Genomic DNA, 16675 nt, shown 5'->3' on the forward strand with positions numbered 1-16675 from the left:
GTTACACCTTCTCCGCTATTTTTTCTCCCATAATACCAGTTGGCTTAAAAAGAAGAATTAATATCAAAAGAATAAAAGCAAAGGCATCTCTGTACCCTGTTAGGCTTTGTAAAAAAGCAACAAGAAGTATTTCACCAATTCCAAGTAAAAAACCACCTATAACAGCTCCTTTTATGTTTCCAATTCCACCAATTACAGCTGCTATAAAGCATTTAAGCCCAGGCATTACTCCCATTAGAGGCTGAATCTGCGGGAATTTCAAAGACCACATAAGACCTCCAATAGCAGCAAGCATAGAACCTATACCAAAGGTAAAGGATATAGTATTGTTAACATCAACTCCCATAAGCTGCGCCGTCTCCTGATCCTTTGATACAGCTCTCATTGCCATACCACTCTTTGTGTTGTTGACAAGATAAGAAAGCAAAACCAAAAGTATTATAGTTACAACCGGTATTATAAAGGTAAGCCTTTGAATTGATATATTTCCAATTCTAACCATATCCGCAAACACATTAGGAGTAGGAAAAGGTTTTGGCTTTCCATTAAATAAAACTATACAGAGATTTTCAAGCAAATAAGAAACACCTATTGCAGAAATTAATATTGAAATCTTAGGAGATGTTCTTAATGGTTTATAGGCTATCCTTTCAACTCCAATTCCAAGAATACCAGTTAAGATAATTGCAATAATAAAGGAAATATACCATGGCATTTCAAAAGTCATAATCCCAAAAAATGCAAAATAAGTTGCCATCATAAATATATCCCCATGGGCAAAGTTTATTAACCTTAAAATTCCATAAACCATAGTATAACCTATCGCTATGAGTGCATATAAACTTCCAAGGGATATTCCATTTGCAAGATGCTGTAAAAACATTTCAAAGGTCATATACTCACCACCCAATGTTATTATTATTTAAAAATACGCTCCCTCCCTTAAGAGGAAGCGTATTTGAATAATCATTTATTTGGTTCTATAGTATCAAGATATGTGAACTTACCATCTTTTACAGTTTTAATAACTGCATTCTTTACTGCATCTCCGTTTTCATCAAGAGTAATCTTTCCTGCTGCGCCTTCAAAATCCTTTGTCTTTGCAATTTCATCCCTAACCTTTACTGGATCAGTAGTACCTGCTCTTTTAATTGCATCAAGAGCGAGAATATAAGCATCATATCCAAGAGCAGCAACTGCTGCTGGTTCATGATTATATTTCTTTCTAAAAGCTTCAAGGAACTTCTCTGATTCTTTAGTTATTGGCTTTTCAGAAGTAAAGAATGTTGAAAAAGTTGCTCCCTCTACAGCTTCCTTTCCTATTGTTACAAACTCTGGTGTTTCCCAAGTATCTCCTCCTATAAAAGGAGTTTTTATTCCAAGCTGTCTTGCCTGTTTAATTATTAAAGCAGATTCAGTAAAGTTGCCTGGTGCAAAAATAACATCTGGATTTGCAGCTTTAATATTTGTAAGCTGGGCTGAAAAATCCTGATCTCCTGTATTATAATTTGAAACCGCTACTATACAGTTTGGATCTCCAGTTAATTCTTTAAAAGCATCAGTAAAATATTTTGCAAGTCCAATAGCATAATCATTTGAAACTTCCTGAATTATAGCAGCCTTCTTAGCACCAAGTTTTGAATATGCATAATTAGCCATAACTGTGCCTTGGAAAGGATCTATAAAACATACTCTAAAATAATAATCATTACCCTTAGTTACAAGAGGATTTGTACATGATGTACCTATAGCAGGAATCTGTGCTTTTCTAACTGTATCACCAGCTGCCATTGAAAGAGAGCTTCCCCAGCTTCCAAGTATTACTGTAACTTTTTCCTGCTGGGTTAATCTTGCTGCTGCATTTGCAGCTTCAACCTTGTCCGATTTATTATCAACAAGTACAAGCTCTACTTTTTTCCCAAGAACTTCTGGATATAGCTCATTAGCAAGTTTTATTCCTTCAATTTCAAGAGCACCGCCAGCAGCATTAGCACCTGTCATTGGTTCAAATACACCTATTTTAATAACATCTGAATTAGTACCTCCTGTATTGTTTGAAGAATTTTGCTGCTCCTTTTTACCACACCCTGCAAAAAGTAGAGTAAAAGTTAAAATAGTAATCAAGACGATAGAAAGTTTTTTCTTCAAATTGCATTCCCCCTTAAATTGTTTTTCTAGTACGGACATATATTCAAAAATGTACTCCGTACTTATAATCCACGTATGTATTTTTAAAAATTATACTATGCATTAAAACTATTATCAATACCTATTTTTATATAAAAAATTTTTGTAATTTTCTATATTTTGCATTTTGAACGTCTATATTTTTTATTTATTTTATGTTTTTATATCATTATGCTATTATATTGAATTATTTTTTGCTATAATATTTCATGCGTTGCAAACATATTAAAAACTTAATACATTAATTTATATCTATAATTTATGCATTAACTTTTTATATTTTTTCATTCAATTTATATCTTTGTGTGTGATTTGCGTACATAATATTTTATAAAAATGTATAACAACCATTTGGTATTTAAAAACAATATTTTATTTGATAAAATTAAACTTGGAAAGGAGCGTGGGGGAAATGCTAGTTAAAGATTGGAAGGAATTTTTAATCCCTTACGAACAGGCAGTTGAGGAACTTAAGGTTAAATTTAAAAGTATCAGAAAGCAGTACAGAAGTAAAAACGAATATTCTCCAATAGAATTCGTTACAGGAAGAGTAAAGGAGATATCGAGTATACTTGAAAAGGCTAAGAAACTGGATATACCCTTGAACAAAATATCTGATGAAATGGAAGATATAGCTGGCATAAGAATTATGTGCCAATTTGTTGAAGACATTTATAAGGTAGTACAAATAATACACCAAAGAGATGGAAGAGACCTTAAAATAGTCTATGAAAAAGACTATGTTAAAAATAAAAAAGAAAGTGGTTACAGAAGCTATCATATAATAATAAAATATCCCATTCAGACAACAGAGGGAGAATTGGAAATTCTTGCAGAAATACAAATACGTACCCTTGCTATGAATTTTTGGGCAACAGCAGAGCATTCTTTAAACTATAAGTATAAGCAGAGCATTCCAGATGAAATTAAAGAAAGGCTTAAAAAGTCTGCAGAGCTTGCCTTTTTATTAGATCAGGAAATGTCTTCAATAAAAGAAGAAATTATAGAAGCCCAGAAAATGTTTGAAACAAAATCAAGCATAATATCAGATATACTTGATAATATAATAACTCTATACTCACTTGGTAAAGTTTCAGAATCAAAAGATCTTCAGGATAAATTTAATAAACTTTTAGAATATGGTGATATGGCTGAGCTCAAAGCTCTTTTAGATGAATCTAACGATAAAGTACAGTTTTGTAGAATCAACTTATTTCAGCTTGAATAGATTTTAAATAAACCTTTGACAAATAGGTTTTACTATCATAAACTATTACTGAGTAATTATTATTAATTAGGATGGTTGCTATGGAGAATTTAATGCAAATTTTCAAAGATAAAAATTTAAAATTAACCCCGCAAAGATATGCAATATACAAATACTTACTATCAGTCAAGACTCATCCATCTGCCGAAATGATATATAATGCATTAAAAAAAAGCTACCCTACAATGAGCCTTGCAACTGTATATAAGACTTTAAAAACTCTTAATGAAATAGGTCTTGTTCAAGAGATTAACGTTGGGGAAGATAACTTTAGATACGATGCAAATGTCAATAATCACCCTCACATAGTTTGTTTAAACTGTGGCAAAGTAGACGATATAGAAAAAGCTAATTTTGATATGGTTAAAGAAGAAGCATCAAAGTATACTAATTATGATATTAATAGTTATAAAATATATTTTTACGGCATTTGCCCAAAATGCAAAAAAGGAAGGTAATTCCTTCCTTTTTATTTTTTAAATGCTGATTTTAATGCCCTGCTCCATGCTTCATTAGGTTGAACTCTTCCTTCAATTATATCCTGAAGTATTGTAACAGTTGATTGTGCAATTTTAGGTTCCATATTATCAAGTATCATTATAGAATTATCGTCAGTTTCATCAAGATGGGATAGTATACGCCTTTTAATAGCATCTTCACTTGAATTCGCCGATTTTACAGAAGAAATATAGCCTTTATCTGTAAAAAACTTTTGTGCATCTTCACTAAACAAAAACTCTAAAAATTTTTTAGCCTCCTCTTGATTTTTGCCCTTTGAAGGAATCACTAAAACCTGTCCTGCAGTAGCACTATATTTTGTAACATACTGTTGCGTCATTATAACAGGTTTTTCAAAAACCTGATATGTAAACCCAGCTGGTTTTGTTTGTTCTAATGCATCTATTGCCCAAGAACCCATAGGTAAGATAGCAGCTTTACCCGTTACAAACTCCTCAAGGCTTTTCTTATAGTTTATATCTATGCTTTCTTTAGGAATGCAACTACCGGATAACTTTCCAAATATACCAAATGCATCCTTCATATTAGTTATTTTTTCATAGGATTTTATATCAGATCCATAATTTGATGTTAACTCTTTCGTGCCTGTTGTCTGTGCTAATATAGCTCCAAACAATGAAGCAACTGTCCAACCATCCATTGCACCTATCCCAATTGGGGTTATCTTCTTAGCTTTTAACTTATTTGACACATCAATAAGTTGCTTTAAATCCTCAGGTTCTTTAAGATTATATTTGTTAAACATAGTTGAATTATAAAACCATTCAAATGTCATTGGCATATCCCCTATGCCATAGTTTTTGTCATTGTATTCCCCATAAGCAAGGCATATCTTATACAGTTTCCTGTTAAGTTGCTTTTCATCTATAAAATCAGTAATATCCAAAAGTTGTCCTGATTTTGCAAACTCTATAACCAGATTTCTTTTGATACCTATAATATCTATATCTTCTTTTTGAGCTATAGCTTCTTTAATCATATTTTCATCGTTAAAGCTATATAATATTTCTACTTTTATATTGTTTATTTTTTCAAATTCCTTCGCTATCTGTTTATATGCATCTCCTTGATTTTTCTCATCGTACATTATAGCTATCTTTAAAGACTTGTTTGAACTTTTGTCTTCATTTTTATTTTTTCCACCCAAAGAGCAACTTTGAAGTATAAGAGTTAAAAACATCATTCCTGATATTACTATACAAATAAACTTTTTCATAGTATTCCTCCATATTACATTAGATTAGCTTATTATCTATTATAACTAAAGTATCATTAATAGCAAAGGTTAAACAATTCCTTTAATTTTATTTTTCCACAAATATTTTTTTATAATCAATCATATAATTTAATGGAGGTGGAATAATGAAATTAAGAGTATATATATTCAAAAAGAAACAACTAATTACAGCTGCTATTATACTTTCAATACTCATTATAGGCGCTATACTGCTGATAAGCTATAAAACAAGGCAAACTTTAAATACAATAGATACTACTAAAAGTACAATATATGCTGATATAAATAATGATGGAAAGAACGATTCGATAATTATAAATACAGATAAGAAAACAGGAAAATATATAGTTGATGTAATATCAAGTGACGGAAATGGTTATAGCCTTGAACCTGATGCAACTATTAAATCCCTTGGATATTATTCAAGTTGGTGGCCTTTAAAGATAACAATTTTAGATATAAATAATGATAAAGATTCAGAGATAATACTTCAATCCTCTGATGAAAAAGGTCCTATTATCCATATATTTAAGTGTATAAACGGAAAAGCAGAAAGGCTTGCATCAGGAAGATATTCTATCTTTGGTACTATAAAATCTCCTGAAGATAATGCAAATATTATAGTCTTGGGTAATGTAAAAAATTCCAGTGTCGACTTCAAATTTCTTACAACTAAATTTGGAAAACTTTCTCCTCAAATAGTTCCAACAGCCTTTACATTAGGTAAGAATACCTTATACTCATTAATTAATTTTATTCAAAAGGAAGATATTGAAACAAGCAATGTAAATATAGAAAATAAGCTTGTATCTAAAATATCAAAGGGTTCCTTTTTAGATGCAAAGCTAACAGAAGCCAAGTATACGAAATATAATATACCTTCCGAATGTATATATTTAATTCGAACAACTAATTCTGTTAGTAATGAAAAAGAAAGCATCACTTATAAAGCAAGGTTCTCTCTTACAAAGTATGATAATAAAAATCCTGAATATAGGATAACTCAACTTGATATAGTTAAATGATAATATAAACTGCAGATACAAGATATGTATTTGCAGTTTTTTAAAACAAAATTGGGCCGGTTAGCCGGCCCTTAAGGGGGATGGGGGGTTCTGTTATTGGAAACTTTCGTTTCCATCTCAAGGTGGGTTCCTTGAGCTTCCATTATTAATATTTCCATTGATATTTTTTCTATACAGTTTTAATGAAAAAAATTTAATAAAAAATTTCGACATTTTTCATCACATCATAAATATTTACTATTATATTTTAAATTCATTTCTTTTTTTATCTAATATTCCCTTCAATATAATCTTCTCAAGATATTGTATAATACTATTTCTATTTTGTGCTTATCTTATTTTTTATCTTCCAATATGTCATGTAGAAAAGAATTTAAAAAAAATATATAATATCCATATAAATTATTTTGAAGGTGATAGCTATGCAAAGGCAAACTGATAAAACATTGGAATATGCAAAAAAAATTACAAAAGAACTTTCAAACAAAAAATGGATTGAAAAAAACTCAATAAACGAAAAAATAGCAAAAGGAATAGTTCAAAATTCTTCATTTAAAAAGAATATAGCAAACATAATAGAAAAAAATGATTTTAGCTGCCGTGCTGCTTTTAATATCTGTAAAGATATATTCAATAGTATACATGATGATTATTCAGAAGAGAAATGGCTTAAAATAATATATCAGTATTCTCTTTCAAAAGCCTTTCCTAACGTTGTGGATTTGAAAATAAACAATGAAATAAAGCAAGCCTGTGAAATTTATTTAAAGATATTAAGAAATATTTCTGAATTTCAAAAATGTTCTAAAGATAATACCTGGCAGAGCAAGTATCCACTTTATTTTCTCACTAAAGAAGAAATAAACTCCCTCGAAAATCCTTTAGAATACAATAAATTTATTAAAGCCTTTAATAATGATTGTATATATGAAACTATGAAGCTAAGTCAAGAAGTTTTAGGATACAATACCCTTGACCATATATGTGGGGTTCATCATATAGCTTTAAACCTTGCAAGACAGCTAAAAAAACTTAATTTGCCTGTAGATTTGGGGAGAGTTTCAGGAGGTGCGGCAGGTCACGACATAGGCAAATACGGATGCAGGGAATGGGAATCAAAAAGAGTTCCTTACCTTCACTACTATTATACGGATATTTGGTTTAAAAAGCACGATATACAATATATAGGTCACATAGCACATAACCATTCAACATGGGATCTTGAACTTGAAAATCTACCTATAGAATCTTTGCTTTTAATATATTCAGACTTTCGTGTTAAAAACAATGCAGAAAATGTTTTAAAACCAAAAATGCATATTTTTTCTTTACAGGAATCATTCGAAATAATAATGAACAAACTTGACAACCTTGATGATGCTAAAATGAAAAGATATCAAAAAGTATATTCAAAGCTAAAAGACTTTGAAGATTATATGTTGAGCCTTGGAGTTGATGTGAATAATTTTATAAATATTAACTTAAGCATTCCTTACGAAAATACAAACTTCTCCTTAATGCATGGTAAAGAAATAATAGATAGCTATAAAAATTTATCAATAAAACACAATATAAACTTAATGCATCTTTTAAGAGATGAATACTCTCTAAATAAAATACTTGAACTTGCAAGGAGTCAGGAAAATTGGAAAAATTTAAGAAAATATATAAATGCCTTTGAAGAATATTCAACCTATCTTACCCAAAAGCAAAAACTGATTACATTAAAATTCCTATATGATGAGCTGATTCACCCTGAGGATGATATAAGAAAGCAATGTGCAGCTTTGATTGGAAAGCTTATTGGAACATTTGATGAAGAATATAGAAAGGAAATACCTGAAGATGCAACATTAAATTCTCAAAGCATCCGAGGATATGAACTCTTTAACAAATATCTTGAGATGTTAGTAAACCCAAGCCATAAAATTATCCCCCTTCACAGGGAATGGATTGGCTATAGCATAATAACTGTTGTAATGTCCCTTTTTTCAAACTGTAAATTTAATCAAACAGAAGGCTATAGGAATGTACTCCTTAGCTTTTATAAAAAATATATAAATAAGGATGATAGAATACAGCTATATCTTTTAGAAGCTGCAAGGCATATTCCTATATCCGATGGGAGTGAAAACATACATATACTCTTTGAATATATCTCCCATTTGATAAAAAGCCAAAACTTATCTTTAAGGCTCTCTGCACTTGAAGCCTCCTACTGTATAATACCCTACTTATACGGTGAGAATAAACAAAAGTTTACAGAACTTGTTTCTCAAAGCATAAATGAAATTATGGATTCAATATCTACTCCTTCAGAAAAATACTTATTATATAAACTTTCTAAGATTATTAATCTTAAAATAAATTTTAAAAATCCAGTAGCACAATTACAGGAAGATACATCTCAATCCTCTGACATATTCTTAAGCAACTTAAAGACTGCAACCAATTGGATTGTAAAAAGAGTTCAAATTGAAATGCAGCTTAAATATGCCCTTAGCAACTATAAAACAGTAGGGCTTTATACTGCCCTTCACTTTTGTAATATATTAAAAGTTAGTGCTTACGAATACGTTAGAAATAGAGCTGGGGAATCCTTAATAAAAGTAATACCCTACCTTTCACCTGAACAGAGAAATGACGTTGCAATAGAACTTTTAAGAGCCCTTGAACTTGAAGGATATCAGTTTACAGAATATATACCAAAGTATCTTGGCATAGTAATTCTCTATCTTGAGCCAATTGAACTTGATGAGTTGATTGATGACCTTCAAGAAAAAATAAAACAATCAAGCCCAGAGTTATGTTCATTACTTTTAAAAACAATAGGTATAGCAATTGCCAACTACTCAAAATACAAGAGCTTTTCATCAGAGAGTGAAGATAAATATAACAAAAGGCTTATAAAACTTTTAGGGATACTTTTAAACGGTCTTGTTAACTATAATGTAGAAGTAAAACAGTATGCATTTAGTGTAATAGGCAAGGATATATTTGGAAGTTCTTCATTAAGCTCTGATGAAAAAGTTAATATTTTTAAACTTATTGCAAAGAAAGTTCTTACTTTGATTAAAGATGATATGAAGGATGATCTTCAGCTTTTAACTAACGCTGCAACTTTGAACCACATATATAGATTTATATCCGATTATACTTTCTTAAAGGGACAAATTGAGCTTCCCTATCCTGAGAAAGTTGCCTTCTTCCCTGGCACCTTTGACCCATTTTCATTGAGCCATAAAGAAATATCAAAATCAATAAGGGACTTAGGCTTTGAAGTATATCTTCAAATAGATGAGTTTTCTTGGTCAAAGCAAACACTACCAAACCTTATAAGGCGAAGCATCACTAATATGTCTGTAGCCGATGAATTAAACATCTTCCTCTATCCTGAGGATATGCCAGTTAATATTGCAAACCCGGAAGATATCGAAAAGCTCAAAAAAAGTTTCCCTTTTTCAAAGGTATACCTTGTAGCTGGAAGTGATGTACTTCTAAATGCTTCAAGCTATAAAATGCCTGATGTTAAAAACTCAATATTCGAGCTATCTCATATAGTCTTTGATAGAAAAAACCAGCATGTTTCTTCAGAAAGTGATATTAAATTTTTAAGTACCATAAATAAAATAAAAGGCGAGGTCATAAGGCTTTCTTTACCTGCTAAATATGAAGACATAAGTTCATCTCAAATAAGAAGCAATATAGACGAAAACCGTGATGTTTCAAGCCTTTTAGATCCTTTAGTACAAAATTTCATATACGAAAATGGATTTTATAAAAGAGAGCCACAATATAAATCTATTGTAAAGACAATATCAATAGAATTTGAAATAATAGAGAACTTAAATGATGATATTTTAAAAATCCTCTGCAAGTTTTTCGATTCAAATATACAATTGGCTTTAAAAAAGCTTTCAGAACTTAAAAATAAGGAATCTGCAAGGCTTATTATTGCAAAGGAAGCTAAAAATAACAAAATATTAGGTTTTTCAGCTTTCCATTGGGTAAGGTTCAGCTCCCTTTTTCATGAGCTTAAAAACTCTTACGCTACAGAATATATAAGAAATAACGCTGCAGGAAGAATAATATTCATAGATGGTATTTTTGTATTTCAAAATCAAAACCATGAAAGCCTTGAGCAGATAATACTAACTGAAACGTTATCATACTGCCTTGCAAAGGACTATGATTATGCTGTCTATAAAAACATATTAGATTTTTATAATTCGAAAACTATATACGATATATTAGAAAGTCAAGGGTTTTTAAAGATTTTAAATGATGATATTTTAGCACCAATATACGTTGTAAATATGAGCAACCCTTGTACTTTAAACCTTGATGCTGAAACTATGCTAAAAGAACCTTTTAAAAGCAATTCATTAGTAAAACAAACAATAATAAAGGCAAGAAAAAAACTGCAAAAAGCATTATCTTCCCTTTATCCTGGGAATCTTGTATTGTCTTTCGATATAAATATGCTCCATGAAAATATTGTAAAAAGAATATGTACAGAAAATAATGTACCAACACAGGTTATAGAGCCTCAAAGTTTAGGCCCTGCAATGTGCGTACCTTTTGGAAATATATTGAGCAGAAACATAGTCCCAAATACCGTTACAAAGGCTCTTCATACAGAAAAGTTCTTTGCTCCTGATATGAAAAGTTTTACAATAGGGGCATATCCTTATTACCTTCAGCTTGAAGATCAAGTAAAAGTGCTACGCTCATTTAACAGGCCCGTAATACTTGTTGACGATCTTTTAAATAAAGGCTATAGAATGAAAGTGCTTGATCCTATTTTAAACAAGGAAAAAATAAAGGTTCAAAAGATAATAGTAGGAATACTCTCTGGAAGAGGAAAAGAACTTATGGACATACAAAACAGAGAAGTTGATAGTGCATATTTTCTCCCCAAACTTAGACATTGGTTCAATGAAAGTGCACTCTATCCTTTTATAGGAGGAGACACTCTTTGGAGAGGAGTATATCCAATAAGGAACCTTGTACCTTCTATTAACCTTATACTTCCCTACACCTCTCCATCCTTTATAAGGGAAGCAAGCAAAAATTCAATATATAATCTTTCATCAGTATGTATTGAAAACGCACTTGATATTCTAAAAGCAATAGAAAAAGAATATCAATCAGTAAATGAAAGAACACTGACATTATTATCCCTTGGAGAAGTATTTGTGTCTCCAAGATGTCCTGATCACGGAATCAATATGCAATATAACTTAAGCCTTAGCCCTTCAAACTACCTTTTAAACGACTTTGAACTTTTAAAAAGAATAGAAAATATAATTAATAGACAATAGAGGTGAAATATGAATTACTATAGATATAAAAACGAGATAATAATATCCAATGAAAAGTTAAATTTTGAAGAAGTTACTGAAAAGGAAGTTTTATTAAAGGATAAAATATATGCTGCTCTCTTTATGCCTCCTCTTTATTCAAAAAAAACATTTTGTGTATCAGATGAAGATATGCTTTTTCAGTCAAAGGAAAGCATAGATATAGTTAAAAAGAATTTTAAAAGCTATGATATTCCAAACTTTATTAAAGAAAAAATTAATAAAAGAAAAGTACAAGGAATAAATCTCAACAGCCCCAATTGGGAGGATGTTTTAAGCTATAATATGCCTTCAAAGTGGAGAGTAAATATTGCAGGTCTTGGAGATGTTGGTGGAATGCTCCTTTGTGGCCTTAAGCTCCTTGGAAAAGATATTATAAGCAGCATAGGGATATATGACATAGATGATAATAAAGTAAAACGATATGTTTATGAGACTAATGAAATACTATCATCAGCTGATAATAATTTAAGTCCATTTATAAATGCAGTAAATATTGATGAAATTTTCAATTGTGATATTTTTATATTCTGTGTTACTGCTGGGATTCCTAAGATTGATGAAAACTGCATTGATGTTAGAATGGCGCAATATGAAAAAAATCTAAAGATTATAAAAGAATATGCAAAAAAGGCTCGTGAAGTTAACTTTAAAGGCATATTTGCAGTAGTTTCAGATCCTGTTGACCTTCTTTGCAAAGCAGTCTTTAAATTTAGCAATATAAATGATAAAGGTGAATTAGATCTTTTAGGTCTTGCCCCTGAAAGAATAAGAGGCTACGGATTGGGAGTCATGAATGCCAGAGCAGCTTTTTATGCAAATGATATAGGTCTTGGAGAAAAATATTTAAAGGAAGGTAGGGTATTTGGTCCTCATGGAGAAGGATTAATCGTTGCAAACAGCATTAAAGATTACGATGATAGTATTTCTATCTATCTCACTGAAAAAACAAAAAAGCTAATTTAGATGTAAGAGAAATTGGTTATAAGCCCTACATAGCTCCTGCCCTATCCTCTGGAGCTCTATCTATAATCTCAACATTGAAGGGAGAATGGAATTACAGCTGTGTGTTTTTAGATGGGGTTTATATGGGTATTAAAAACAGACTTCTTCCTTGTGGAGTTGAAATCGAAAGACTTAATATTCCTGATATATTATTTGAAAGAATAAAAAAAGCCTTTGAGGAGCTTAAAAATTATGAATGATATATATGTATTACTTCCAAAGTTTATATCAAAAGAACTTAATATGATGGTTGAGGCTACTTTAGATAATAATAAAGCAGTTTTTATTAAAGATTACGATGAAAGCTATGATTTTAAAAACAAAAAAATACTAATAGCACTTGAACTTGATAAAGCAGGATACTGCCTATCAATTGATAGCATTATCTCAAAAATATATGAAAAAGACATCAACGCTTTCCAAGGGTCAAAAGCTGCTCTATTAGTTCATAGCTGCAGTGAACTATATACAAAAAGTACTTCATCAAATATTATATTTCTTTTAAATCAAGCAGGCTGTAGTTTCATTGGGCATCCAGTTGTTGAGGCAACTGCTTCCCTTTCAAACTTTTTAACATGGCAAAAGACTTTGAATATGAATCTCTTAGATATTTGCCTTAAAATGTGCAGCCAACTTGGTAAAAGACTCTTAGAAGATGATATTAAAAATAAAAAATGCCCTAAAATACTTGTACTTCATTCCAGCTCTCATACTACTTCAAATACCTTAACCCTTTGGAATATGATAAAAAAGCATCTTAAAGGATATGATATAAAAGAAATTCACGTTGAAAATGGAACTATACAGGATTGTAAAGGCTGTTCCTTTAAAACTTGTATACACTACAGCAAGCAAAGCAGCTGCTTTTATGGAGGGTTTGTTGTAGAAGAAGTTTTTCCTGCAATTGAAAGCTGTGACGCGATTGTTTGGATATGCCCAAATTACAATGATTCTATATCAGCAAATCTTATGGCAGTTATAAACAGAATAACTGCACTTTATAGAAAAATATCATTTTATGATAAAAGCCTTTTCTCGGTAATAGTGTCTGGTAACTCTGGCAGTGATAGCGTCGCAAAGCAGCTTATTGATGCTTTAAATATAAATAAAGGGTTCCGTCTCCCTCCAAAGTTTTGCATAATGGCAACTGCTAACGATCCAGGTTCTATCAAAAAAGTAGAAAATATAGAAATTAAAGTAAAAGAATTCGCAAAAATCATTAAGGAAAACCTATAAAAAGCCATAACCATTAAGGTTTGGCTTTTCATTCCTTTTCGCTTATTATAACCTTATTTTCCCCATCAGTTTCATAAAGTCTAACATGAACTATTTCTGATAGTGAAGTAGGTACGTTCTTCCCAACGTAGTCAGGACGTATTGGAAGTTCCCTATGCCCTCTATCAATTAAAACTGCAAGCTGAATTGCCTTTGGTCTTCCAAGCCTTATAATAGCATCCATTGCTGCTCTTACAGTTCTTCCAGTGAAAAGAACATCATCAACAAGTATTATTGTCTTTCCTTTTATTTCAAAGTCAATAGTGTTATCATTTATACTTGGCTGTTCATATTTTTCTGTAAGGTCGTCTCTATATAGAGTTATATCAAGAGTGCCAACAGGTATTTTAACTCCTTCAAAACTTTCTATATAGCTTGAAATTCTTTGAGCAAGAGGCACTCCTCTTGTTTTGATTCCAACAAGAACAAGATTTTCAGTACCCTTATTTTTCTCTATAATTTCATGGGAAATTCTAATTAAAGATCTTTCTATTCCCTTCTCATCAAGAAGCTGAGCTTTGATTTTCAAAATAGCACCTCCATCCTAAAACTTTTAATTAAAATATAATGGATACAAAAGATAAAATCAACTATTCCTAAGCTTTTTAATAAGTTCATTAAAATAATCCGGCAGTGGTGCCGAAAACTCCATATACTCTCCCTTTGTTGGATGAATAAAACCTAATGTCATAGCATGAAGGGCTTGCCCTTTAAGCTTATATTTCTGTTTTTTATAGCCATATACAGGATCTCCAACAAGAGGATGACCAATATGCGCTAAATGAACTCTTATCTGGTGTGTTCTTCCAGTTTCAAGCTTTGCTTGAATCAAAGTATTTTCCTTATATCTCTCAATAACTTTAAAATGAGTAACTGCATTCCTTCCACCATTTTTTACAACGGCCATTTTCTTTCTTTCAACAGGATGCCTACCTATTGGAAGATTTATTACCCCACTATCATTCTTTATTATTCCTTCAACCAATGCAACATATATTCTATTTACACTGTGCTCTTTTATCTGTTCTGCTAATTTTTTATGAGCGATATCATTTTTAGCTATAACTAAAACTCCTGATGTATCCTTATCTATTCTATGAACAATTCCCGGTCTTATTTCTCCGTTAATACCTGATAAATTGCTACACCTTGCAAGTAGAGCATTAACAAGTGTTCCAGTATAATTTCCAGCTGCAGGATGAACTACCATACCCTGAGGTTTGTTTACAACCGCAATATCCTCATCCTCATAAAGTATTTCAATATCTATATCCTCTGGCACAATATCTATTTTAACAGGATCTGGTATTTCAATCTCTATCTTATCTCCTGCCTTTACTTTATAGTTGCTTTTTATCTTTTTCCCTTCAACAAGAATCTTACCTTCATCTATAAGCTTTTGTACCTGTGTTCTTGATACATCTTCTATCTTTTTACTTATATAAATATCTATCCTTTTATCTGCATCTTCAAAATCGACTTCTAAATTTATCAACTTCATATCATCACTCCAACTATTCCTTAACAAATATGATTATAATTGAGAGCATTATCGTACCACATACAACTAATATATCAGCAAAATTAAATACAGGCCAATCAAATATATTCTTAATATAAAAATGGATAAAATCAATAACATATCCCTTCATTATCCTGTCTATAAGGTTTCCTATAGCTCCTGAAATAATTAGTATCAAGCTTAACTTAATATATTTAGATAAGCCTTTATTCTTTAAAAGATAGTAAAGCATTAAAGCTATAACTACAGAAGTTAGCCCAACTAAAAAGAACTTTTTATTTTTAAATATTCCAAATGCCGCACCTCTATTTTCAAGGTATGTTAATGAAAGATATCCTGTAATCAAATTTATATTGCCATCAGGATATAAATTAAGCTTTGCAAGAAGTTTTGTAAGCTGGTCTATAAAAACAAGTAATAAAATCCAAAAAACTTCCATGGTAATCCCCCTTATCTGCTGCTACTTATTTTATCATAAAATAAGACTTGCAAATATGCAAGCCATACATTTACAAATATAGCCTCTAAACTATTAAATCAAATTCTAGTTTCTATTTCTTCCTATAACTTTTTATGCGTAATTTATATATGTTGAAAATCTATATTTTATTATATAAATATATTATGGAAGTTGCTTTCTATACTGCTCATTAGATATGTTATCAGTAGGTTCAACAATACCTCCATCGGCCTTAGTCTCACTTTTGGACGTAAATTCTCCTTTTAAATCATCAAAGTTTCTTATTATGCCTGGTCTTTTTTCATATTGAGCTACATCCTGCCAGGCATCTTCATCATCATACATTATATCGTTTTCCATATCAGCACTTATGTCCATAAAGCTCCTTCCAAAAGGTTTTAAAACCTCTTCCTCAACTGGCCTATCATACTTATAAGTCTTGTAGTTTGCTTTCTTGCTCTCACATTCAACACAGGTAGTGGCATAAGGCATAAAATCAAGCCTTTCTTTAGGAATGTCAGAGCCACAAATTTCACATTTACCATAACTCCCATTTTCAATTCGGCTTAAAGCATTTTCTATGCGACTAATTATTTCCTTTTCATTATCTAAAAGAGCATATCTTCTCTCCTTTTCAAACATCTCAGAACCAAAATCTGCAGGGTGGTTATCAATTAAAGACAACTCCTCTACCTCTTCCCTTTGATTTTCAGCCATTCCATTTTTTAAAATAGAATCTATTGTTTCTAAAACCCTATTCTTCTCTTCTAATAACTTGTTTTTATAATATAATAGCATTTGGCTTTCCATAGTAA

General features: G+C 30.9%; 14 protein-coding genes. 7 read left to right on the forward strand and 7 right to left on the reverse strand.

All coding sequences use genetic code 11. The features are described from left to right. Position 1: 1 nt before the first annotated feature. Together FDN13_RS01885 and FDN13_RS01890 are read right to left on the reverse strand one after the other, a co-directional pair. Positions 2 to 895 carry a branched-chain amino acid ABC transporter permease gene (locus tag FDN13_RS01885; RefSeq protein ID WP_138978623.1) on the reverse strand — a complete coding sequence of 298 codons (894 nt, stop codon included), beginning with the start codon at positions 893 to 895 and terminating at the stop codon, positions 2 to 4. A gap of 71 nt (positions 896 to 966) precedes the next feature. Then, positions 967 to 2148: an ABC transporter substrate-binding protein gene (locus FDN13_RS01890; RefSeq protein ID WP_243120246.1), complete on the reverse strand. Its 1182-nt coding sequence runs from the start codon at positions 2146 to 2148 to the stop codon at positions 967 to 969. A 451-nt stretch (positions 2149 to 2599) separates the two neighbouring features. Here FDN13_RS01890 and FDN13_RS01895 point away from each other — a divergent pair, with 451 nt between their 5' ends. Beyond that, a complete protein-coding gene (locus FDN13_RS01895) occupies positions 2600 to 3415 on the forward strand; it encodes a GTP pyrophosphokinase (RefSeq protein ID WP_138978625.1) in 816 nt (271 codons plus the stop codon). A gap of 80 nt (positions 3416 to 3495) precedes the next feature. After that, the gene (locus FDN13_RS01900; RefSeq protein ID WP_138978626.1) at positions 3496 to 3912 is read left to right on the forward strand and encodes a Fur family transcriptional regulator; all 417 of its coding nucleotides are present in this window, start codon (positions 3496 to 3498) and stop codon (positions 3910 to 3912) included. Positions 3913 to 3923: 11 nt separating this feature from the next. On the opposite strand, the gene FDN13_RS01905 is transcribed toward FDN13_RS01900, so the two are convergent. Next, a complete protein-coding gene (locus FDN13_RS01905) occupies positions 3924 to 5189 on the reverse strand; it encodes an ABC transporter substrate-binding protein (RefSeq protein WP_138978627.1) in 1266 nt (421 codons plus the stop codon). A gap of 146 nt (positions 5190 to 5335) precedes the next feature. On the opposite strand from FDN13_RS01905, the gene FDN13_RS01910 reads away from it, so the two are divergent. The 5 genes from FDN13_RS01910 (at position 5336) to FDN13_RS01925 (ending at position 13839) form a co-directional block, all read left to right on the forward strand. Continuing rightward, a complete protein-coding gene (locus FDN13_RS01910) occupies positions 5336 to 6235 on the forward strand; it encodes an FG-GAP repeat domain-containing protein (protein ID WP_138978628.1) in 900 nt (299 codons plus the stop codon). Between the two features lie 422 nt (positions 6236 to 6657). After that, positions 6658 to 11559 (forward strand): cytidyltransferase, encoded by a 4902-nt coding sequence (locus FDN13_RS01915; RefSeq protein WP_138978629.1) that lies wholly within the window; start codon positions 6658 to 6660, stop codon positions 11557 to 11559. Positions 11560 to 11568: 9 nt separating this feature from the next. Next, complete coding sequence (locus tag FDN13_RS01920; RefSeq protein WP_243120247.1) at positions 11569 to 12564, forward strand: lactate/malate family dehydrogenase; 996 nt, start codon at positions 11569 to 11571, stop codon at positions 12562 to 12564. Positions 12565 to 12638: 74 nt separating this feature from the next. Continuing rightward, a complete protein-coding gene (locus FDN13_RS14340; protein ID WP_243120248.1) occupies positions 12639 to 12803 on the forward strand; it encodes a hypothetical protein in 165 nt (54 codons plus the stop codon). Further along, positions 12796 to 13839 (forward strand): flavodoxin family protein, encoded by a 1044-nt coding sequence (locus tag FDN13_RS01925; protein ID WP_138978630.1) that lies wholly within the window; start codon positions 12796 to 12798, stop codon positions 13837 to 13839. Before FDN13_RS14340 ends, FDN13_RS01925 begins: the two co-directional genes overlap by 8 nt. Before the next feature lie 28 nt (positions 13840 to 13867). Here FDN13_RS01925 and pyrR read toward each other — a convergent pair whose 3' ends face one another. From pyrR to FDN13_RS01945, 4 genes are all read right to left on the reverse strand, one after another. Then, positions 13868 to 14407, reverse strand: coding sequence for a bifunctional pyr operon transcriptional regulator/uracil phosphoribosyltransferase PyrR (gene pyrR, locus FDN13_RS01930; protein WP_138978631.1), 540 nt, complete (start codon positions 14405 to 14407; stop codon positions 13868 to 13870). Positions 14408 to 14464: 57 nt separating this feature from the next. Next, positions 14465 to 15379, reverse strand: coding sequence for an RluA family pseudouridine synthase (locus FDN13_RS01935; protein WP_138978632.1), 915 nt, complete (start codon positions 15377 to 15379; stop codon positions 14465 to 14467). A gap of 13 nt (positions 15380 to 15392) precedes the next feature. Continuing rightward, positions 15393 to 15839, reverse strand: a complete 447-nt coding sequence (gene lspA / locus FDN13_RS01940; protein ID WP_138978633.1) for a signal peptidase II — start codon at positions 15837 to 15839, stop codon at positions 15393 to 15395. Between the two features lie 183 nt (positions 15840 to 16022). After that, complete coding sequence (locus FDN13_RS01945) at positions 16023 to 16670, reverse strand: TraR/DksA C4-type zinc finger protein (RefSeq protein WP_138978634.1); 648 nt, start codon at positions 16668 to 16670, stop codon at positions 16023 to 16025. Positions 16671 to 16675 lie beyond the last annotated feature (5 nt).

The sequence above is a fragment of the Caloramator sp. E03 genome (assembly GCF_006016075.1).
In the GTDB taxonomy this organism is placed as follows: Bacteria; Bacillota; Clostridia; order Clostridiales; family Caloramatoraceae; genus Caloramator_B.